The sequence below is a fragment of the Pedobacter steynii genome, assembly GCF_001721645.1.
GTDB classification, from domain to species: Bacteria; Bacteroidota; Bacteroidia; order Sphingobacteriales; family Sphingobacteriaceae; genus Pedobacter; species Pedobacter steynii_A.
In genome coordinates this window covers 3032849-3053045 of sequence record NZ_CP017141.1, presented here as the reverse complement: position 1 = coordinate 3053045, position 20197 = coordinate 3032849, and the positions used below count along the sequence as shown (strand labels likewise).

The window sequence follows — 20197 nt, the reverse complement described above, 5'->3', positions numbered from 1 at the left end:
GTCTGGCAAATGCCATTCACGCTTTTATTTTTAATTTCCTATTTTTAGGAAAGCATCATTATCAATGAACAACTATACCCTCCTATGAGTGATCAAACCCAACAGTTTATAGAAAAAGTTAAAACAGCTTATCAACCAAAAGGCTCCTATATTTATTTAGGCGCCGGAATTCTGGATGGTGAGGTTCTGGCAGAAGCAGAAGTAAATCTCTATTTACACATGATGAACCGTCACGGGCTTGTTGCCGGTGCTACAGGGACCGGAAAAACGAGGACCCTGCAATTACTTGCCGAGCAACTCTCCGACGCAGGTGTTCCTGTATTTATGCTTGATGTAAAAGGCGATCTTTCCGGCTTATATCAGGCCGGAGAAAGCAATCCTAAAATTGAGGAAAGATCAACGCAGCTGAATAAACCATTTACGCCTTCAGGATACCCGATAGAACCTTATTCCCTTTCCGGAAAATTAGGGGCTCAGATGAGGGCCACAATTCTTGAATTCGGCCCGACCCTACTGGCAAAAATCCTGGACCTTAATGATACTCAAACTGGAGTATTGTCGGTTATATTTAAATATGCTGATGATAGTAAATTACCATTAATCGACCTGAATGATCTTAAAAAACTGGTTTCGTATCTTTCAGACGGACCCGGGAAAGAAGAAATAAAGAGTGATTATGGATCTATTTCTCCTGCCACCTCAGGAACTATTCTCAGAAAAATTATCACCATTGAGCAACAAGGTCTGGGCGCTATGTTCGGCGAACGCTCTTTTGATATTGAAGACTTATTTGCCAGGACAGATGGTAAAGGAACTATTTCTCTTTTGAATATCTCCGATGTTCAGAATCAACCAAAATTATATTCCACCTATCTATTGAGTTTACTGGCTGAATTGTATTATAATTTACCTGAGGTGGGCGACCTTGACAAACCTAAGCTGGTTTTCTTCTTTGACGAGGCACACCTGTTGTTTAAAGACTCCTCAAAGGCTTTTATGGAGCAGATTGAAACGATCATCAGACTCATCAGATCTAAGGGGATAGGCGTCTTCTTTTGCACGCAATCACCAACGGATGTTCCTGAAAGTGTATTATCTCAATTGGGGAACCGCATCCAGCATGCCTTAAGGGTATTTACGCCCAACGATGCTGATGCCTTAAAGAAAACAGTAAATACTTATCCGACTTCTGCCTTTTATAAGATAGACAAGGTGCTAACCTCTTTAGGAACAGGGCAAGCGCTGATCACCGTTTTGAATGATAAAGGGATTCCGACTGAAGTAACAGCAACCATGCTGACCCCGCCGAAATCGGTAATGGGCCCCATGAATGCCTCAGACTATGGAAAATTAGTCCAGTCCAGCCCCATGAACCAAAAATATCAGGAAAGTATTGATCCGGAAAGTGCATATGAAATCCTGACTAAGCGAATTAATGATAATCAGGCTGCAGAAGCACCCGAGGAGGAGAATACCGTTAAAAAGGAAGGAAAAAGTATTATAGAACAGGTAATGGGCGCCACCATAACCAGACAGATTGGCAAGGAAATTGTACGTGGGCTGTTCGGAATGTTAACCGGCAAAAAAACACGTAGTAGCGGAGGAAAGGGAATCTTTGGTTTTTAAACACAGGATTCACTCCCTATTAGTGGTTAAATTATAAATAAACCCCTTTTTTTTACCTTGATTATAAACTTAATAATTATTTTAGTCCCATGAAACCAACCTTATTAATACTAGCAGCTGGGATGGCGAGTCGCTACGGCAGCATGAAACAAATTGACGGGTTCGGCCCGAATAACGAGACCATTATTGATTACTCTATATACGATGCGATTAAAGCCGGCTTCGGTAAGGTTGTCTTTATTATTAAAGAAGAATATCTGGAAGATTTTAAAGCAATTTTCGAACCTAAGCTAAAAGGAAAAATCGAGACTGCTTATGTATTCCAAAACTTTGACATCAAACAATTCGGAGTAGATATCGAAATTGAAAGAGCAAAACCATGGGGCACTGCTCATGCGATTCTGTCTGGAAGAACAGCGATCAATGAGCCTTTCTGTGTGATTAATGCAGATGACTTTTATGGATTAGATGCTTACCAGAAAATGGTTAAGTTCCTGACCACTGAGGTAAGCGACAGCAATTACTCGATGATCGGATATGAGATCGGCAAAACTTTGTCAGACTATGGTTCTGTTTCAAGAGGTGTTTGTAAAGTAGACGAGAATGGCATACTGGAAGACATCAATGAGCGTACAAAAGTATTAAGAGAAGGTGACACGATTGTTTTCGAAGAAGATGACAAACAATACCCCTTAGCAGTAGATACTCGCGTATCGATGAATTTTTGGGGCTTTACACCGGCTGTTTTCCAAATCACGGAAGAGCTGTTCAGAGATTTTGCAGTACAGAACAAAGAAAACCCTAAAGCGGAGTTTTTTATTCCATTGGTAGCAGAATACCTGGTAAAATCCAGAAAAGCAGATTTCAAAGTAGTACCTACTGACAGCCAGTGGTTCGGGGTAACTTATAAAGAAGATAAACCAATTGTTAAAGCCAGTATTGATCAATTGATCAAAGACGGTGCTTATCCGGATAGCCTTTGGAATTAACATCAAAATAAGTATATAAACAAAAAACGGGAATTCATCCATCTAATGAATTCCCGTTTTTTGTTTGATCATTATCCTAACAAGACCAAAAAAGGGTGTGTTGAACGAACAACACACCCTTTTTCTGATGATCGTATGAACGATTATTTTTTATCGTCTTTTACTTCTTCAAAATCTACATCGGTAACATCGTCACCACCTGCAGGCTGACCTTCTTGTTGAGCTCCGGCAGCGCCTTCTGGTTGTGCACCATCTTGTCCTGCTTTGTACATCTCTTCAGAAGCGGCATTCCATGCATTCTGTAATTCTTCCTGAGCAGCATCGATATCAGCGAAGTTTCTAGCAGCATGTGCATCTTTCAGTTTTTTCAAACCTTCTTCGATTGGTGCTTTTTTATCTGCAGAGATTTTCTCGCCAAATTCTTTCAATTGTTTCTCAGTAGAGAAGATTAAAGCATCAGCGCTATTGATTTTTTCAGCTTCTTCTTTAGCTGCTTTATCAGCATCAGCGTTTTGTTCTGCTTCTTCTTTCATCCTTTTGATCTCTTCGTCAGTTAGACCTGAAGAAGCCTCAATACGGATTTTTTGCTCTTTACCAGTAGCTTTATCTTTAGCACTTACGTGTAAGATACCATTTGCATCAATATCAAATGCTACTTCTACCTGAGGAACTCCACGTGGAGCTGGTGGAATACCATCTAAGATGAAGCGGCCAATCGTACGGTTTTGAGCTGCCATAGGGCGCTCGCCCTGTAAGATGTGGATTTCTACTGAAGGCTGGTTATCAGCTGCTGTAGAGAAAGTTTCTGCTTTTTTAGAAGGGATAGTCGTGTTTGCTTCGATTAATTTAGTCATTACACCACCCATAGTCTCGATACCTAATGAAAGAGGGGTAACATCTAATAATAATACATCTTTAACTTCACCTGTTAATACACCACCTTGGATTGCAGCACCGATAGCTACTACCTCATCCGGGTTAACACCTTTAGAAGGTTCTTTACCGAAGAAAGCTTTAACCGCATCCTGGATTGCAGGGATACGTGTAGAACCACCAACTAAGATGATTTCATCGATATCAGATGTTTTTAAACCTGCATTTTTCAATGCTGATTTACAAGGATCAATTGTACGTTTGATCAGATCAGCTGCCAATTGCTCAAATTTAGCACGGCTTAAAGTTCTAACCAAGTGTTTAGGACCTGTTGCATCAGCAGTGATGTAAGGAAGGTTGATCTCCGTAGAAGTAGTGCTTGAAAGTTCAATTTTAGCTTTCTCAGCAGCTTCTTTCAAACGTTGTAAAGCCATTGGATCCTGGTGAAGGTCCATGCCATATTCGTTCTTAAATTCACCTGCTAACCATTCAATAATGATATGGTCGAAGTCATCACCACCTAAGTGAGTATCACCATCAGTAGATTTTACTTCAAATACACCATCACCCAATTCTAATACAGAAACGTCATGAGTACCACCACCACAGTCAAACACAACAATTTTCATGTCTTTATGTGCTTTATCCAAACCGTAAGCTAAAGCAGCTGCAGTTGGCTCGTTGATGATACGTTTCACTGTTAAACCGGCGATTTCACCAGCTTCTTTAGTTGCCTGACGTTGTGCATCATTAAAGTAAGCAGGAACAGTAATAACTGCTTCAGTTACCTCATGACCCAAAAAGTCTTCAGCTGTTTTTTTCATTTTCTGCAAGATCATTGCAGAAAGCTCTTGTGGAGTATATTTACGGTCGTCAATTTCTACACGTGGTGTATTGTTGTCGCCTTTAACTACTTTATAAGGTACACGACCAGCTTCTTTAGTTACTTCAGCAAAGCTGCTGCCCATAAAGCGTTTGATCGAAGAAATTGTTTTTGTTGGGTTAGTAATCGCCTGGCGTTTTGCCGGCTCACCTACTTTACGTTCTCCATTTTCTGCAAAAGCAACAATGGATGGCGTAGTACGTTTACCCTCACTGTTGGCTATAACTACAGGTTCGTTACCTTCCATTACGGCTACGCAAGAGTTTGTTGTTCCTAAGTCTATACCAATAATTTTTGACATGCTATTTATCTCTGTTTATGTTATGAAATCTTTTTATTTACATCTGTTTAACAAGCAATGTGCCAATTGAGTTTTGGCAGAAAATCTCCCTGATATCTAATCATTAGATAATCTTATGTCCGAAAGCCGTTACAAAAATGTGACAGGATGACAGAATTTTGTTTAAACTTTTTTATCCAGGCCCAGAAGTCGTTCCAGATGATGGTAGCTAATTCCAAAATAAGCTTTCGACTCAGCAATTTTCTGTTTGATCTCTGTTCTTTTCAGCTCCCTGCTTTTGGCAACCTGATCTGAATCAGAATTTTTTATGCCTACAACCAATACATTTTTGGGCGTATGTGCGTCAGAAATGAATTCAAAAACTTTTGTTTTATAGCCACAATATTCCAGGATCAAAGCCCTGATACCATCTGTTACCATCTCCGCCTGACGTTCCATAAAAATGCCATATTTTGTTAAAAACGAAAGTTCATTTTTTTCTTTGTTCTTTTCCATTTCCCTTCTGATCTGTTTATGGCAACAAGGTGCCACCACAATCAGTCCGGCCTTCGCCATAATTCCCTTATAGATCGCATCATCGGTGGCCGTATCGCAGGCATGCAGAGCGATTAGTAAATCGATAGATTCCACGGTATAGTCCTCTATCGTTCCGGGAACAAATTCAAGCTTATCAAACCCAGAATTTCCGGCAATTCCATTACATAAAGTCACCAGGTCCTCCCGGTACTCCACTCCTGTTACCTTAGCATCCAGTTTCAGCACGTTATGCAGATAATCATATAAAGCAAAAGTAAGATATCCTTTTCCTGAGCCCATATCCACTACGTTGTTAATTTTATTTGCCGGTAGTTCTTTAATCAAAGAACTCAGAATCTCTATGTACTGGTTGATCTGGCGGTATTTATCCTGCGCATTTTTGAATACATTACCGTCGGCATCACTGATCTTCAACTCTTGTAAATAAGTCTTTCCTGTCGGCTGAATGATGCGTTTCTTTTCCTTATTATGAGTCAATGTAGGCTGGACAATAGTCTTCACTAACTGCTCCCTTACAGAGATCAGTTGCTTTTTACCATGCTCGAGGATCACTTCTTTCAGCGTGGTAAATAACGTACAAACTTTAAAATCATTACTGATGAAATGAACGATTAAAGCAATGCCTTCAGGAATTGGAAAATTCTTGATGATGTCCCTTGTTTTGTAACGATAGGTAAAAGAAAGCATATCTGCTCTTTTGATCTTTACCCTGCGGGCATAAACATTCCTTAGTTCTTTTTCATTTCCCTGATAATTACCAAGGGAAATCTTTAGAAACGTATTCGATGAAATACTTTCAGCAATCTGTTGTTGGAACTGCTGTAAATGGAGTTGATTGGACATGAAATTGAATTACCCTGCAAAGGTAACCTTTTGAAAAGGAAATTTAAGCGTCTGCTTCGGACAGAAAAATAAACAGATACTGTGATTACTAATATTTTTAGTAAATTAGCCATATGGAAGATTTATACTTTATAGCAATCATTCCGCCAGTCGGACTGAGAGAAAGGATCGATGAAATCAGGAAAGAGGTTTCTCTGGACCATGGGGTTTACAGTGCATTGAAACCACCGGTACACATTACCCTTGCCGCTCCCTTTAAACTGAAGCCGGCGATGGAACAACAACTCATTCAAAAACTGAAATCCCTTTGTAATTTCGACCCCTTTATTCAAAAGCTGGAAGACTTTGATGGTTTCCCTGAACATACTGTTTTCATCAAAGCGTTAAAAAACACCGGGATTTCAGCACTTTATAAAAATCTGAAAGCAGCATTAAAACCTTATACCGAAGGTTCTAAAAATCCGATCAATCCACACATCACCATCGCTTACAGAGATGCTAAGGAAGCCTATCCGAAAATCATGGAACAATATCAAAACAGGAGATTCAGGGAAGAGTTTTTAACGGATCATTTCACGCTGTTAAAACATGATGGAAAGCGTTGGAACATACATAGTGAGTACTATGCCCAGCCAGCGGCTAGTCAATTGGAAATGAGTTTATAAATCAAAAAAAATAGCTATACAAAAAACCCTGTCCGAATCGGACAGGGTTTCTTTATGTTGATGAGGGAATAAATTATTCGCCTTTATCTTCAGTTTTCGCTTCAGCTGCAGGTACTTCTGGAGTTGCTTCTTCAGTAGCCGGAGCTTCTTCAGCAACTTCAACTTTCTCAGCTTTAGGTGCATCAGCTTTTTTAGCTTTGGTTCTACCACGACGTGTAGTTTTCTTCTCAGCAGATTCAGCTTCTTTACCGTAAACTTCATTGTAATCAACCAATTCAATTAAAGCCATCTCAGCGTTATCACCTAAACGGTTGTTTAATTTAATGATTCTTGTATAACCACCCGGACGGTTAGCAATCTTAGCTGCAACGTCACGGAACAATTCAGTAACAGTTTCTTTATCTTGTAAGTAACCGAAAACGATACGACGTGAGTGAGTAGTATCAGTTTTAGATTTTGTTAAAAGAGGTTCAACATACATACGTAAAGCTTTTGCTTTAGCTAAAGTAGTTGAAATTCTTTTGTGCTTAATTAACGATGAAGCCATGTTAGCCAACATCGCCTTACGATGTGAATCTGTTCTTCCTAAGTGGTTTACTTTTTTACCGTGTCTCATTTTTGATTTTATTCAGTGTATACCGTCTCTTTGATATTTTATCTGAGGGAATTATACACTATTAACAATATTGTTATTTAATGTTTGGTATGGATTATTCTTCGTCCAGTTTAAATTTCGATAAGTTCATACCGAAAGATAAGCTTTTAGATTTCACCAATTCCTGAATCTCTGTCAATGATTTTTTACCGAAGTTTCTGAATTTTAACATATCAGCTACATCGTAAGAAACCAGGTCCGCTAAAGTACGGATATCAGCTGCTTTTAAGCAATTTAAAGCACGTACAGAAAGATCTAAATCAACCAGTTCAGTTTTAAGGATCTTACGCATATGCAGAATTTCCTCATCTACCTCTTTAGTTTCTTCCTTAGCTTGAGATTCTAATACCAAATTCTCATCAGAGAACAACATAAAGTGCTGGATTAAAATTTTCGCAGCTTCTTTTAGTGCTTCTTCAGGATGGATAGAACCATCTGTAGAGATATCTAATATTAATTTTTCATAATCTGTTTTTTGTTCAACACGATAGTTTTCAATCGTGTATTTTACATTTTTCATTGGGGTAAAGATCGAATCGATCGCAATTACACCAACTACAGCATCATTGATTTTATTTTCTTCAGCAGGAACATAACCGCGACCTTTATTGATAGTTAATTCTACCTCTAAAGTTACCGTTTTCTCCATGTTACAAATAACGAAATCAGGGTTAAGAACCTCGAAGTTGTTAGAGAATTTTGTAATATCTCCAGCAGTAAACTGATCTTGACCGTTTACTAAAATGAAAACTTTTTCAGAATCACCAGAATCACCAACTTTTTTAAAACGCACTTGTTTTAAGTTAAGGATGATTTCCGTCAAATCTTCTACAACACCTTTCATTGTAGAAAACTCGTGAGATACGCCAGAAAAACGAATACTTGTAATGGCATAACCTTCTAATGAAGAAAGTAAAATTCTTCTTAGGGCGTTACCAATTGTTACACCGAAACCGGGCTCTAAAGGACGAAATTCAAATATACCATCGAAATCGGTTGATTTCTGCATGATTACCTTATCGGGTTTCTGAAATGCTAAAATTGCCATTTATAATGTTTTTAGATCGTTATTAAAATTATGTAATGAAATAAAGTGAATTGCCCAGAAGGCAATTCACTAAATATATTACTTAGAGTATAACTCTACTATAAGGTTCTCTTTGATATTTTCTGGGATCTCGTCACGGTTAGGGTAAGTTAAGAACTTACCTGTCAATTCACTTGCATTCCAGTCTAACCAATTGAATTTATTGATTACTCTACCTGCTACTGAATTGGTAATCGCTTCTAAAGTCTTAGACTTTTCGCGAACTGCAACAACATCACCAGCTTTTAATTGATATGAAGGGATATTTACTACTTCACCGTTAACTGTTACGTGTTTATGGCTAACTAACTGACGGGCAGCTGAACGTGTTGTAGCAATACCTAATCTGTATACTGTGTTATCTAAACGAGCTTCTAATAATTGCAATAAGTTATCACCAGTGATACCTTCACGTGAAGATGCTTTGGTGAAAAGGTTACGGAACTGACGTTCTAATACACCATAAGTATATTTAACCTTTTGTTTTTCCATTAACTGTACTGCGTACTCGGATTGTTTTCCTCTTCTTTTGGAAGCACCATGCTGTCCAGGAGGATAATTTTTTCTATCTAAAACCTTATCAGGGCCGAAAATTGGCTCTCTGAATTTACGGGCTATTTTGGACTTAGGTCCTGTATATCTTGCCATTGCTTTTTGTTTTAAAGTATCATGCAGCCTTAAACTGCAGACTCTTAGCTTTAAAAGTTAATTATTAAACTCTTCTCTTCTTAGGAGGACGACATCCGTTGTGCGGAAGCGGTGTGATATCTTTGATAGAGGTTACTTCGATACCTGAGATTTGCAATGTTCTAATTGCAGACTCACGACCTGAACCTGGACCTTTAACAAAAACTTCTACTTTACGCAGACCTAAATCAAATGCTACTTTACCGCAATCTGATGCAGCCTGACCTGCTGCATAAGGAGTGTTCTTTTTAGAACCCTTGAATCCCATTTTACCTGCAGAAGACCATGAAATAGTTTGACCGTTGTTATTTGTTAAAGTAACAATGATATTGTTAAAAGTAGCATTGATGTGTGCCTGACCAACAGGCTCAATAACAACAATACGCTTTTTGGTAACTTTTTTACTCTTAGCCATAATTCTTATTCAGTACTAATTTTATTTAGTAGCTTTTTTCTTGTTAGCAACTGTTTTTCTCTTGCCTTTACGTGTACGAGAGTTGTTTTTAGTACGTTGTCCACGTACTGGCAAACCTTTTCTGTGACGTAATCCACGGTAACAACCGATATCCATTAAACGTTTAATGTTCAACTGAACTTCTGAACGTAAAGCACCTTCTACTTTTACGCCGTCGTTGATGATGGTACGGATTGCTGACAACTCATCGTCAGACCAATCTTGTACTTTCTTGTTAAAATCGATACCTGCTTCCGTTAAAATACGTTGTGCAGTTGATCTTCCTACTCCGAAGATGTAAGTAAGACCAATTTCGCCTCTTTTGTTTCTTGGTAAATCAATACCTGATATCCTTGCCATATTTGTACTAATGTTTGATTAACTGAATGAACGAGATTGAGTAACCTGTACATTCAATCTTCATCAAATTCAATAATTTCTTAACCTTGACGTTGCTTGTATTTTGGATTCTTCTTGTTAATCACGAAAAGTTTACCTTTACGACGAATAATCTTGCAATCAGCGCTACGTTTTTTAATTGATGACCTAACTTTCATTTTATTTATATCTATAAGTAATCCTGCCTTTTGATAAATCGTAAGGCGACATCTCTAATTTGACTTTGTCTCCAGGAAGAATCTTGATGTAGTGCATCCTCATCTTACCTGAAATATGAGCTATTATCTCATGACCATTCTCTAGTTCCACCCGGAACATGGCATTGGATAGTGCTTCTCTTATTACACCGTCTTGTTCAATTGAGGCTTGTTTAGCCATATAATATTGATTTTTACTTAATTAGCTGCTACTAAACAGGGTTGCAAAATTAAATAAAAAAATTTAATTATTTACTTTTTTTTATTTAAAACTTCTTCAATTACTGAAAAGGTCGATAAAACATCTGCATTACCCTTTTTAACCGCCACCGTATGCTCAAAGTGAGCAGATGGCCTATTGTCTTTACTGGTTACTGTCCAGCCGTCAGACCAGAACTTAACACCAGCTGTACCTGCATTGATCATTGGCTCAATAGCAATCACCATCCCCTCTTCCAGTTTAATTCCACTTCCCCTTTTGCCATAATTTGGCACTTCGGGTTTTTCGTGTAATTGAACTCCAACTCCGTGACCGACTAATTCTTTCACCACACCAAATCCATTCGCCTCCGCATGCGCCTGTACAGCATAGCCTACATCTCCGATTCTAGATCCTACGACAGCCTTCTCTATGGCAAGTCTTAAGCATTCTTTAGTCACCTCAACCAGTTTCTCTTTTTCTGCATCAATTTCTCCAATGGAGAACGTATAAGCAGAATCACCAAAGAACTTATTTAGAATGACCCCACAGTCAACAGAGATCAGATCTCCTTCCTGTATCACATACTCACCAGGAAAGCCATGAACAACCTGCTCATTAGGCGAAATACATAGTGAATATGGGAAGCCGTTATAGTTTAAAAAAGCAGGGATTGCTCCATGGTCTTTAATAAACGTTTCAGCCAGGTCATTCAATTTTTTTGTTGTGATGCCCGGACCAATTACTTTAGCTACTTCAGCCAAGGTTTTAGATACGAGTAAAGAACTCTCTCTGATTAACTCGATCTCCTCCGGAGATTTGTAATAGATCTTAGACATGCAATATTTTAGATCACCGCATTGCTACCGCTTGCTGCAGCAGGAATTCCTGTGCGGCCGGTAACTCTACCTGTTTTCATTAAACCATCGTAATGACGCATTAACAAATAACTTTCGATCTGTTGCAAAGTATCCAATACCACACCAACCAGAATCAATAAGGAAGTTCCACCATAGAAATGGGCAAATTCCGACTTGATACCAAATTTAACCGCTATAGAAGGAAGGATCGCAATGATAGCCAGGAAGACAGCACCTGGGAAGGTGATCTTCGAAATTACATCATCAATGAAGCTTGAAGTAGCAAGACCTGGTTTGATACCAGGAATGAAACCACCATTCTTCTTCATGTCGTCCGACATTTGAGTAGGGTTAACGGTAATTGCAGTATAAAAGAATGTAAACGCAATGATTAAAAAGCCAAAAGTTAAGCTATACGCTAATGAAGTATAGTCACTGAACTGAACCAACCAGGTATTCTGCAATGAAGGGAAGAACTGAGGAATAAATCCAGGGATAAACATCAATGCCTGAGCAAAGATGATTGGCATTACACCGGCAGCATTCACTTTTAAAGGAATGTACTGTCTTACCCCACCAAATTGTCTGTTACCCACAATCCTTTTCGCATATTGAACAGGTACTTTACGTACACCCTGAACAATCATGATGGTAAACATCACTACTGCAAATAAGGCTACGATTTCCACAACAAGGGCTATTAAGCCTGCGCCAACAAATCTTGAAGTAACCTCCTGATATAAAGCGATTGGCAATCTGGCGATAATACCAACCATAATGATTAGTGAAATACCATTTCCAATACCTTTATCGGTGATTTTCTCACCTAACCACATCACAAACAATGTTCCTGCTGCCAACACGAATGTTGCCATTACATAAAACAAAGCATGATCAATAACGATTGCTTCTGCTGGAACCTGTGTTTTAACATAACCTACAGCCTGAACAGCTGTAATGGCTACCGTCAGGTAACGCGTAATTTGATTTAGTTTCTTCCTGCCACTTTCACCCTCCTTTTGCATTTTCTGGAAGGAAGGAACAGCAATACCTAATAGCTGAACTACAATTGAGGCAGAAATATAAGGCATAACACCCAAGGCAAGGATAGATACCCGTGAAAACGAACCTCCGGCAAACATATCCAAGAGACCCAAAAGTCCAGACTTCTCATTATTGCCTAAAAGAGTTGCATCAACACCTGGAAGAACCACATGAGATACAAACCTATAAACCAAAAGAATCATGAGCGTAAATACAATACGCTCTTTCAATTCTTGAATTTTCCAAATATTACTTAAAGTAGTAAACAGCTTCTTCATTAATTACAATTTTTCGATTGAGCCTCCAACAGCCTCAATAGCTTTTTGTGCGGTTGCAGAAAAAGCATGTGCTTTAACTTCTAACTTAGTTTTAACTTCACCACGACCAAGAATTTTAACAAGGTCATTTTTATGAGCTAAACCATGATCCTGCAATGTAGCAAAATCAATTGTAGTTAAGCTAAATTTCTCTGCTAATCCTTGTAATACGTCTAAGTTAACGCTTACATATTCAACACGGTTAATAGGTTTGAAACCTACCTTAGGTACACGACGTTGTAATGGCATCTGTCCACCCTCAAAACCAATTTTGGTTTTATGACCTGAACGAGATCCAGCACCTTTGTGTCCACGTGTAGATGTACCACCGCGTCCCGAACCGGTACCACGACCAATTCTCTTACTGTTTTTTGTAGAACCTGATGCAGGTTTTAGATTACTTAAGTTCATTTTTTGAAACTTGTGCTGCCCTTCGCTTTCACTAATCAGGGCAACGATTAAACATATTTAAAGGTTGCAAATGTAATTATATAAACTACATTTACAACCTTTAAAAATTTATATACTCTCTATAGCAACTAAGTGATTCACTTTTCTCACCATTCCGATGATGGCAGCGTTAGCTTCCACTTCTACACTTTGGTTCATTTTAGTTAAACCTAATGCTTTCATCGTTCTTTTTTGGCGTTCGCTTCTATCGATAATGCTTTTTACCTGGGTTATTTTGATCTTAGCCATAATATTATCCGTTAAAAACTTTATTTAAATCGACACCACGTTGCTGAGCGACAGTATAAGCATCGCGCATTTTAGTTAAAGCATCAACAGTTGCTTTTACCACGTTGTGAGGATTTGATGAACCTTTAGACTTTGCCAATACGTTATGTACTCCGGCACTCTCTAATACTGCACGCATTGCACCACCTGCAATAACACCTGTACCTACTGCTGCTGGTTTGATTAATACAAAACCACCAGAGAATTTACCGATTTGCTCATGAGGAACAGTACCGTTTAACAGAGGAACTTTTACCAAGTTCTTTTTAGCATCATCGATACCTTTAGCAATTGCTTCAGTTACCTCTTTTGCTTTACCTAAACCGTAACCTACGATTCCGTTTTCATCTCCCACAACCACGATGGCTGAGAAGCTGAAAGTACGTCCACCTTTAGTTACTTTGGCAACACGTTGTATGCTAACTAAACGATCTTTTAATTCGATCTCGCTAGTCTTAACTCTTTTTATATTGATAGTTGACATTCTTATCCTATTTTCAGATTAAAATACTAAACCAGCTTCGCGAGCACCTTCTGCCAACGATTTAACACGTCCATGGTACAAATAGCCATTTCTATCGAAAACTACTTCTTTAACACCAGCTGCGATCGCTTTTTCAGCTACTAATTTACCTACAGCTACTGATTGTTCAGATTTGTTTCCAGTTCCAGAAAAGTCTTTTGATAAAGACGAAGCTGATACAATTGTATTACCGGTTACGTCGTTAATGATTTGAGCATAAATTCCTTTATTGCTTCTATATACCGATAGACGTGGACGGCTTTCAGAACCTGTTAATCTTTTTCTGATTCCTTTTTTTATACGATCTCTACGAGATAATTTTTTTCCTGCCATTTTGATTATTTTTTAGAAGCTGATTTACCTGCTTTTCTTCTTAACACTTCACCTACAAACTTGATACCTTTACCTTTATATGGCTCAGGAGTACGTAACGAGCGGATTTTCGCTGCTACTTGTCCGATCAATTGTTTGTCAATACTTTCTAAAATGATTTTAGGAGTCTGACCTTTTTCAGATGTTGTTGTTACTTTAATTTCTTCCGGTAATTGGAATACATAGTGGTGAGAATAACCCAGAACTAAGTCTAATGTGTTTCCTGTGTTTGTAGCACGGTAACCAACACCTACTAATTCCTGAGAAATTTTATATCCTTCTGTTACACCAACAACCATATTGTTTAACAATGAACGGTATAATCCGTGCAATGCTTTGTGTCTTTTCTGCTCTGAGGGACGGGATACAGTAAGTACTCCGTCTTCCTGACTTACAGTGATATCAGAATCAACTGCTTGAGTCAATTCTCCTTTAGGTCCTTTAACAGTCACCAAGTTATCTTTAGCTACTGTAATCGTTACACCTGCAGGTACATTAATTGGGGCTTTTCCTATTCTTGACATTTTGCTATCCTCCTTTAATTAATAAACGTGACACAAAACTTCGCCACCAATGTTTAGTTTGGCTGCTTCTTTATCTGTCATCACACCTTTAGATGTAGACAAGATTGCGATACCTAAACCGTTTAATACTCTTGGCATATTTTCTACGCCGGCATATTGCCTTAAACCTGGTTTGCTGATACGGGTCAATGTACGGATTGCAGGGATCTTAGTGATCGCATTGTATTTCAAAGCGATTTTGATTGTTCCTTGAGCCGTAGTGTCCTCAAACTTGTAATTAGCAATGTAACCTTTGTCAAAAAGAACTTTAGTGATTTCTTTTTTAAGGTTTGATGCAGGAATTTCTACAATTCTATGATTTGCCTTGATGGCATTTCTTACTCTTGTAAGATAATCTGCTATTGGATCTGTATTCATTTTTATATAATTGTGACGGTGGTTTCCTTCCTATCGTATTCGGGACGACCTGCCATCGGTTAATTTTTTGTTTCCAGCCTCGGGAAAATCCCTTGGCATAAAGAAAGCTGTTTTACCAGCTTGCTTTTCTTACTCCAGGGATTTTACCTGCTAAAGCCATATCACGGAACAATACCCTTGATATACCGAAAGTACGCATGTAACCACGAGGACGTCCAGTTAATTTACAACGATTGTGTAAACGTACTGCAGATGAGTTTTTTGGTAACTTATCTAATCCTTCATAATCACCGGCAGCTTTAAGTTCTGCACGTTTATCAGCATATTTAGCTACCAGTTTTTGGCGCTTAATTTCGCGAGCTTTTACACCTTCTTTTGCCATTATGAATTTGTGTTATTTTGGTTTTTAAATGGTAATCCAAATTGTTTTAATAATTCCAATGCTTCAACATCAGTAGTAGCGCTGGTTACAAACGTAATATCCATACCTAAAATCTTGCTGATTTTGTCGATGTTGATCTCAGGGAAGATGATTTGCTCAGTAACACCTAATGTGTAGTTACCTTTTCCATCAAAACCTTTATCATTGATACCTTTGAAATCACGGATACGAGGTAAAGCTACGGAAATTAAACGATCTAAAAACTCATACATGTTATTATCACGCAAAGTTACACGTACACCAACCGGCATACCTTTACGTAATTTAAAGTTTGAGATATCTTTTTTAGATTTTGCTCCAACTGCTTGCTGACCAGTAATTGTAGTCATCTCTAAAATAGAGCTGTCCATAATTTTTTTGTCAGTTACAGAGAAACGTCCAACACCCTGGTTGATAGAGATTTTCTCTAACTTAGGAACCTGCATTACGCTTTTGTAATTGAACTTATCTTTAAGTGCAGTTACAATTTCCTCTTTATATTTACTTTTTAATCTTGGTACGTAAGTCATTATTTGATCTCCTCTCCTGATTTTTTACTAACCCTAACTAATTTCCCATCAGCATTTAGCTTTCTGCCAACGCGAGTAGTTGCACCTGTTTTAGGATCAACTAATGCTACGTTAGAAATATGAAGAGCAGCCTCTTTTTTAATGATACCTCCGTTTGGAGTAGCAGCATTTGGTTTTGTATGTTTTGATACAAGGTTAACACCTTCTACAAGGATTCTGCTTTTTGAAATTAATACAGAAAGCACTGTACCTTGTTGGCCTTTTGAATCGCCAGCGATTACCTTAACTAAATCTCCTTTACGGATTTTTATCTTTGGTGTAGTTACTTTATTTTTCATTTTATAATACCTCCGGTGCTAATGATACAATTTTCATGAATTGTTTTTCACGCAGTTCTCTTGCTACCGGGCCGAAAATACGTGTACCACGCGGCTCATCTTGTGCATTTAATAATACTGCTGCATTGTCGTCGAAACGAATGTAAGAACCATCTTTACGTCTGATTTCTTTTCTTGTTCTTACAACCACTGCTTTAGAAACGGTTCCTTTTTTGATGTTTCCGGAAGGTAGTGCACTTTTAACGGTAACAACGATTTTGTCACCAATAGAAGCATATCTTTTTCCAGTACCACCAAGTACACGGATAACCAATACTTCTTTTGCGCCGCTATTGTCGGCTACGTTTAATCTTGATTCCTGTTGTACCATCTTATTTAGCCCTTTCTAAAATTTCAACTAATCTCCAGTTCTTGTTTTTACTCAGCGGACGAGTCTCCATGATCAGTACTGTATCACCAATACCGCAATCGTTTTTCTCGTCATGAGCCATAAATTTGGTAGTTTTCTTAACAAACTTACCATAGATCGGGTGTTTCACTTTACGTTCTACCGCTACAACAATAGATTTATCCATTTTGTTGCTTACCACCAACCCGGTTCTTGTTTTTCTTAATTGTCTTTCCATTTCGACTCTAAAGTTATTTAGTTTCAGTAGCAGACTGAGCTTTACGCTTAGTCACTTCAGTGTTTAATCGGGCAATATCCCTTCTTACCTTTTTGATACGGGTAGGATTCTCAATAGCCGAAATTGTATGTGCAAATCTTAACTTTACTAAGTTTTCAGTTTCTTCTGCAATCCTGGCTACTAGTTCTTCTTGTGAAAGCCCTGTGATTTCTGAGTTCTTCATTTTATTAATTTTTATGCCTTGGGTCTAGCGGTTATAATAACAAGTTACTTACAACATTCAACCCAAGAGCTTTTTTATGCTTCTACGTAATCTCTACGTACTACAAATTTTGTTTGGATCGGCAATTTTTGGGCCGCTAATCTCATTGCTTCTTTAGCAATTTCTAAAGGAACACCTTCGGCTTCAAAAATAATACGTCCGGGTCTAACAACGGCAACCCAGTATTCTGGAGCACCCTTACCTTTACCCATACGTACCTCAGCTGGTTTCTTAGTTACCGGTTTGTCCGGGAATATTCTAATCCACACCTGGCCTTCACGTTTCATGAAACGAGTTACCGCAATACGGGCTGCCTCTATCTGACGACTTGTAATCCAAGTCGACTCTAAAGATTTGATCCCGAAAGACCCGAATGATAATTCAGCACCACGAGTTGCTAAACCTTTCATTCTGCCTTTTTGCATCTTTCTGAACTTCGTTCTTTTTGGCTGTAACATCTTATTCTAATATTATCGTTAAACGATCTGTTAACTAATTATTTACGAGGACCTCTATTAGGAGTATTTCCGCCTCTATTATCTCTTCCTGCACCAGGACCGCCTTGACCTGGACCTCTTCCGCCACGACCTTTATTGTCGTTTCTTCTGTCGCCACCGCCACGGTTATCTCTGTCTCTTCCACCACCGAAAGCACCTTCTGGTCTGCCACCTTTACCTGGAGCATTGCTCACAGCACCGATGTTTGGAGAAAGATCACGTTTACCGTAAACTTCACCTTTACAGATCCATACTTTAACACCTATTTTACCATAAGTAGTTAAAGCTTCTGCTAAAGCATAGTCAATGTCAGCACGGAAAGTATGCAAAGGAATTCTTCCTTCTTTATACTGTTCGCTACGAGCCATCTCAGCACCACCTAAACGACCAGAGGTCATAATTTTGATACCTTCAGCACCCATACGCATTGTTGATGCAATAGTAGATTTCATTGCTCTACGGAATGAGATCCTTGCTTCTAATTGTTTTGCAACACCTTCTGCAACTAATTGTGCATCAAGCTCAGGACGTTTGATCTCAAAAATGTTGATTTGAATTTCCTTTTTAGTCAATTTCTTCAACTCTTCTTTGATCTTATCCACCTCAGCTCCTGCTTTACCGATCACAATACCCGGACGAGCTGTGTGGATAGTTACCGTAATACGTTTTAACGTACGTTCGATTACCACTTTAGCTACACCGCCTTTTGCGATACGTGCAGAAAGGTATTTTCTTATTTTTTCGTCCTCAACTAATTTATCAGCATAGTTGTTGCCACCGAACCAGTTAGAATCCCAACCTTTGATGATCCCTAACCTGTTTCCTATTGGATGTGCTTTTTGTCCCATTTCTGTTAATTAGTTTGAGTTTCAACGTTTTTACTATCTACTACCAAAGTTACATGGTTTGAACGCTTACGGATTCTGTAACCACGTCCTTGAGGTGCTGGTCTAAGTCTTTTTAATTGACGACCACCGCCTACCATTATCGTTTTCACGTATAACTGGTTTTCTTCAGGGCGAGAACCTTCATTTTTAGTTTCCCAGTTTTTGATCGCTGATAATAATAGTTTCTCAACTCTTATTGCCGCATCTTTATTGGTAAACTTTAAAATATGTAAAGCTTTCTCAACACGCTCACCTCTGATAAGATCTACAACCAAACGCATTTTACGTGGTGAGGTTGGACAATTGTTTAATTTCGCTACTGCTTCCATCTCTTAATTATTTTTTCTTTTCAGAGTGACCCCTAAATGTTCTGGTTGGAGCAAACTCTCCCAGCTTGTGACCAACCATGTTTTCTGTTACGTATACCGGTATAAATTTATTACCGTTATGCACTGCAAATGTATGACCCACAAAATCTGGTGAAATCATTGATCTGCGAGACCAAGTTTTAATTACAGACCTTTTGCCTGAATCATTCATAGATACTACTTTCTTCTCTACGTTATGGTCAATATAAGGTCCTTTTTTTATCGAACGAGCCATTATTTCTTCCTTTTCTCTATGATGAAACGATTTGAGTATTTTTTAAGTGAACGGGTTTTGTATCCTTTAGCATACATACCGTTTCTTGAGCGAGGCTGACCTCCTGATGAGCGACCCTCACCACCACCCATTGGGTGATCGACTGGGTTCATCGCTACCGGACGCGTTCTAGGACGACGTCCTAACCAACGTTTACGACCTGCTTTACCTAATACTTCATTTGCATGATCCGAGTTAGAAACTGCACCGATAGTTGCTAAACAAGTAACTAAGATAGATCTTACTTCACCTGAAGGCATTTTAACAGTTGCATACTTTCCGTCACGTGCTGCCAATTGAGCATAAGCACCAGCACTACGTGCCATTTGTGCTCCACGTCCTGGTTGGATTTCAATGTTATGTACAATTGAACCCAATGGAATGTTAGCTAATTTCAATGTATTTCCTACTTCTGGAGTAGCTGTATCACCCGAAACTACTGTTTGTCCTACTTGCAATCCTTCCGGTGCAATAATGTAACGCTTCTCACCATCTACGTAATGCAATAGTGCAATACGAGCAGTACGGTTTGGATCGTACTCAACAGTAGCTACTGTTGCAGGAATATCAAACTTATCACGTTTAAAGTCAATTAAACGGTAAGATTTTTTGTGACCACCACCCATGTAGCGCATAGTCATCTTTCCTGTATTGTTACGTCCTCCCGATTTTTTAGAAGATACAACCAATGATTTTTCGGGCTTGGTTGCTGTAATCTCCGTAAAGCTGGCACCTACTCTAAAGCGGGTTCCCGGAGTGACTGGTTTAAATTTTCTTAAGCCCATAGTTATAAATTATTCAATT

31 protein-coding genes are annotated in these 20197 nt (G+C 38.6%); 3 read left to right on the top strand and 28 right to left on the bottom strand.

The window, feature by feature from the left end; genetic code table 11:
- Positions 1-84: 84 nt before the first annotated feature.
- Together BFS30_RS12780 and BFS30_RS12775 are read left to right on the top strand one after the other, a co-directional pair.
- Entirely contained in the window at positions 85-1626 is a 1542-nt protein-coding gene (locus BFS30_RS12780) for a helicase HerA-like domain-containing protein (protein ID WP_069379651.1), read from the top strand.
- Positions 1627-1715: 89 nt separating this feature from the next.
- On the top strand, positions 1716-2615 hold the full coding sequence (locus BFS30_RS12775; protein WP_069379650.1) for a nucleotidyltransferase family protein: 900 nt from the start codon (positions 1716-1718) through the stop codon (positions 2613-2615).
- Positions 2616-2758: 143 nt separating this feature from the next.
- Here BFS30_RS12775 and dnaK read toward each other — a convergent pair whose 3' ends face one another.
- Complete coding sequence (dnaK, locus tag BFS30_RS12770; protein ID WP_069379649.1) at positions 2759-4672, bottom strand: molecular chaperone DnaK; 1914 nt, start codon at positions 4670-4672, stop codon at positions 2759-2761.
- Positions 4673-4834: 162 nt separating this feature from the next.
- Positions 4835-6052 (bottom strand): class I SAM-dependent methyltransferase, encoded by a 1218-nt coding sequence (locus tag BFS30_RS12765; protein ID WP_069379648.1) that lies wholly within the window; start codon positions 6050-6052, stop codon positions 4835-4837.
- Positions 6053-6165: 113 nt separating this feature from the next.
- On the opposite strand from BFS30_RS12765, the gene BFS30_RS12760 reads away from it, so the two are divergent.
- Positions 6166-6717, top strand: coding sequence for a 2'-5' RNA ligase family protein (locus BFS30_RS12760; protein WP_069379647.1), 552 nt, complete (start codon positions 6166-6168; stop codon positions 6715-6717).
- 73 nt (positions 6718-6790) lie between these two features.
- Here BFS30_RS12760 and rplQ read toward each other — a convergent pair whose 3' ends face one another.
- From rplQ to rplB, 26 genes are all read right to left on the bottom strand, one after another.
- Positions 6791-7333, bottom strand: coding sequence for a 50S ribosomal protein L17 (gene rplQ, locus BFS30_RS12755; protein ID WP_069379646.1), 543 nt, complete (start codon positions 7331-7333; stop codon positions 6791-6793).
- 94 nt (positions 7334-7427) lie between these two features.
- Positions 7428-8420 carry a DNA-directed RNA polymerase subunit alpha gene (locus tag BFS30_RS12750; protein ID WP_008244539.1) on the bottom strand — a complete coding sequence of 331 codons (993 nt, stop codon included), beginning with the start codon at positions 8418-8420 and terminating at the stop codon, positions 7428-7430.
- Positions 8421-8498: 78 nt separating this feature from the next.
- Positions 8499-9107 (bottom strand): 30S ribosomal protein S4, encoded by a 609-nt coding sequence (gene rpsD / locus BFS30_RS12745; protein WP_069379645.1) that lies wholly within the window; start codon positions 9105-9107, stop codon positions 8499-8501.
- A gap of 64 nt (positions 9108-9171) precedes the next feature.
- The gene (gene rpsK / locus BFS30_RS12740; RefSeq protein WP_041878538.1) at positions 9172-9561 is read right to left on the bottom strand and encodes a 30S ribosomal protein S11; all 390 of its coding nucleotides are present in this window, start codon (positions 9559-9561) and stop codon (positions 9172-9174) included.
- A 21-nt stretch (positions 9562-9582) separates the two neighbouring features.
- A complete protein-coding gene (rpsM, locus tag BFS30_RS12735) occupies positions 9583-9960 on the bottom strand; it encodes a 30S ribosomal protein S13 (protein ID WP_062550421.1) in 378 nt (125 codons plus the stop codon).
- An 80-nt stretch (positions 9961-10040) separates the two neighbouring features.
- Positions 10041-10157 carry a 50S ribosomal protein L36 gene (rpmJ, locus tag BFS30_RS27380; protein ID WP_073232286.1) on the bottom strand — a complete coding sequence of 39 codons (117 nt, stop codon included), beginning with the start codon at positions 10155-10157 and terminating at the stop codon, positions 10041-10043.
- Between the two features lies 1 nt (position 10158).
- Positions 10159-10377: a translation initiation factor IF-1 gene (gene infA / locus BFS30_RS12730; protein WP_008244555.1), complete on the bottom strand. Its 219-nt coding sequence runs from the start codon at positions 10375-10377 to the stop codon at positions 10159-10161.
- A gap of 71 nt (positions 10378-10448) precedes the next feature.
- Positions 10449-11234, bottom strand: a complete 786-nt coding sequence (map, locus tag BFS30_RS12725) for a type I methionyl aminopeptidase (RefSeq protein ID WP_069379644.1) — start codon at positions 11232-11234, stop codon at positions 10449-10451.
- An 8-nt stretch (positions 11235-11242) separates the two neighbouring features.
- A complete protein-coding gene (gene secY, locus BFS30_RS12720) occupies positions 11243-12577 on the bottom strand; it encodes a preprotein translocase subunit SecY (RefSeq protein WP_069379643.1) in 1335 nt (444 codons plus the stop codon).
- A gap of 3 nt (positions 12578-12580) precedes the next feature.
- The gene (gene rplO / locus BFS30_RS12715; RefSeq protein WP_069379642.1) at positions 12581-13027 is read right to left on the bottom strand and encodes a 50S ribosomal protein L15; all 447 of its coding nucleotides are present in this window, start codon (positions 13025-13027) and stop codon (positions 12581-12583) included.
- Positions 13028-13135: 108 nt separating this feature from the next.
- A complete protein-coding gene (gene rpmD / locus BFS30_RS12710; RefSeq protein ID WP_062550424.1) occupies positions 13136-13315 on the bottom strand; it encodes a 50S ribosomal protein L30 in 180 nt (59 codons plus the stop codon).
- A gap of 4 nt (positions 13316-13319) precedes the next feature.
- Entirely contained in the window at positions 13320-13838 is a 519-nt protein-coding gene (rpsE, locus tag BFS30_RS12705) for a 30S ribosomal protein S5 (RefSeq protein WP_008244566.1), read from the bottom strand.
- An 18-nt stretch (positions 13839-13856) separates the two neighbouring features.
- Entirely contained in the window at positions 13857-14219 is a 363-nt protein-coding gene (gene rplR / locus BFS30_RS12700) for a 50S ribosomal protein L18 (protein WP_420488423.1), read from the bottom strand.
- Complete coding sequence (gene rplF / locus BFS30_RS12695) at positions 14216-14773, bottom strand: 50S ribosomal protein L6 (protein WP_069379640.1); 558 nt, start codon at positions 14771-14773, stop codon at positions 14216-14218. Before rplF ends, rplR begins: the two co-directional genes overlap by 4 nt.
- A gap of 18 nt (positions 14774-14791) precedes the next feature.
- Entirely contained in the window at positions 14792-15190 is a 399-nt protein-coding gene (gene rpsH, locus BFS30_RS12690) for a 30S ribosomal protein S8 (protein WP_069379639.1), read from the bottom strand.
- 112 nt (positions 15191-15302) lie between these two features.
- On the bottom strand, positions 15303-15572 hold the full coding sequence (gene rpsN / locus BFS30_RS12685) for a 30S ribosomal protein S14 (RefSeq protein WP_055130472.1): 270 nt from the start codon (positions 15570-15572) through the stop codon (positions 15303-15305).
- Positions 15572-16141 carry a 50S ribosomal protein L5 gene (gene rplE, locus BFS30_RS12680; protein WP_069379638.1) on the bottom strand — a complete coding sequence of 190 codons (570 nt, stop codon included), beginning with the start codon at positions 16139-16141 and terminating at the stop codon, positions 15572-15574. The genes rpsN and rplE overlap by 1 nt, the downstream gene beginning before the upstream one ends.
- A complete protein-coding gene (gene rplX / locus BFS30_RS12675) occupies positions 16141-16479 on the bottom strand; it encodes a 50S ribosomal protein L24 (RefSeq protein WP_069379637.1) in 339 nt (112 codons plus the stop codon). Before rplX ends, rplE begins: the two co-directional genes overlap by 1 nt.
- A 1-nt stretch (position 16480) precedes the next feature.
- On the bottom strand, positions 16481-16849 hold the full coding sequence (rplN, locus tag BFS30_RS12670; protein WP_062550431.1) for a 50S ribosomal protein L14: 369 nt from the start codon (positions 16847-16849) through the stop codon (positions 16481-16483).
- 1 nt (position 16850) lies between these two features.
- Positions 16851-17105 (bottom strand): 30S ribosomal protein S17, encoded by a 255-nt coding sequence (rpsQ, locus tag BFS30_RS12665; protein ID WP_048907439.1) that lies wholly within the window; start codon positions 17103-17105, stop codon positions 16851-16853.
- Between the two features lie 13 nt (positions 17106-17118).
- Complete coding sequence (gene rpmC / locus BFS30_RS12660) at positions 17119-17328, bottom strand: 50S ribosomal protein L29 (RefSeq protein WP_069379636.1); 210 nt, start codon at positions 17326-17328, stop codon at positions 17119-17121.
- 74 nt (positions 17329-17402) lie between these two features.
- A complete protein-coding gene (gene rplP, locus BFS30_RS12655; protein ID WP_008244578.1) occupies positions 17403-17825 on the bottom strand; it encodes a 50S ribosomal protein L16 in 423 nt (140 codons plus the stop codon).
- Positions 17826-17863: 38 nt separating this feature from the next.
- Positions 17864-18712, bottom strand: coding sequence for a 30S ribosomal protein S3 (gene rpsC / locus BFS30_RS12650; protein ID WP_069379635.1), 849 nt, complete (start codon positions 18710-18712; stop codon positions 17864-17866).
- Positions 18713-18717: 5 nt separating this feature from the next.
- The gene (gene rplV, locus BFS30_RS12645; RefSeq protein WP_055130479.1) at positions 18718-19080 is read right to left on the bottom strand and encodes a 50S ribosomal protein L22; all 363 of its coding nucleotides are present in this window, start codon (positions 19078-19080) and stop codon (positions 18718-18720) included.
- A 7-nt stretch (positions 19081-19087) separates the two neighbouring features.
- Positions 19088-19354 (bottom strand): 30S ribosomal protein S19, encoded by a 267-nt coding sequence (gene rpsS / locus BFS30_RS12640; protein ID WP_069379634.1) that lies wholly within the window; start codon positions 19352-19354, stop codon positions 19088-19090.
- On the bottom strand, positions 19354-20178 hold the full coding sequence (gene rplB, locus BFS30_RS12635; protein ID WP_069379633.1) for a 50S ribosomal protein L2: 825 nt from the start codon (positions 20176-20178) through the stop codon (positions 19354-19356). Before rplB ends, rpsS begins: the two co-directional genes overlap by 1 nt.
- Between the last annotated feature and the right edge of the window lie 19 nt (positions 20179-20197).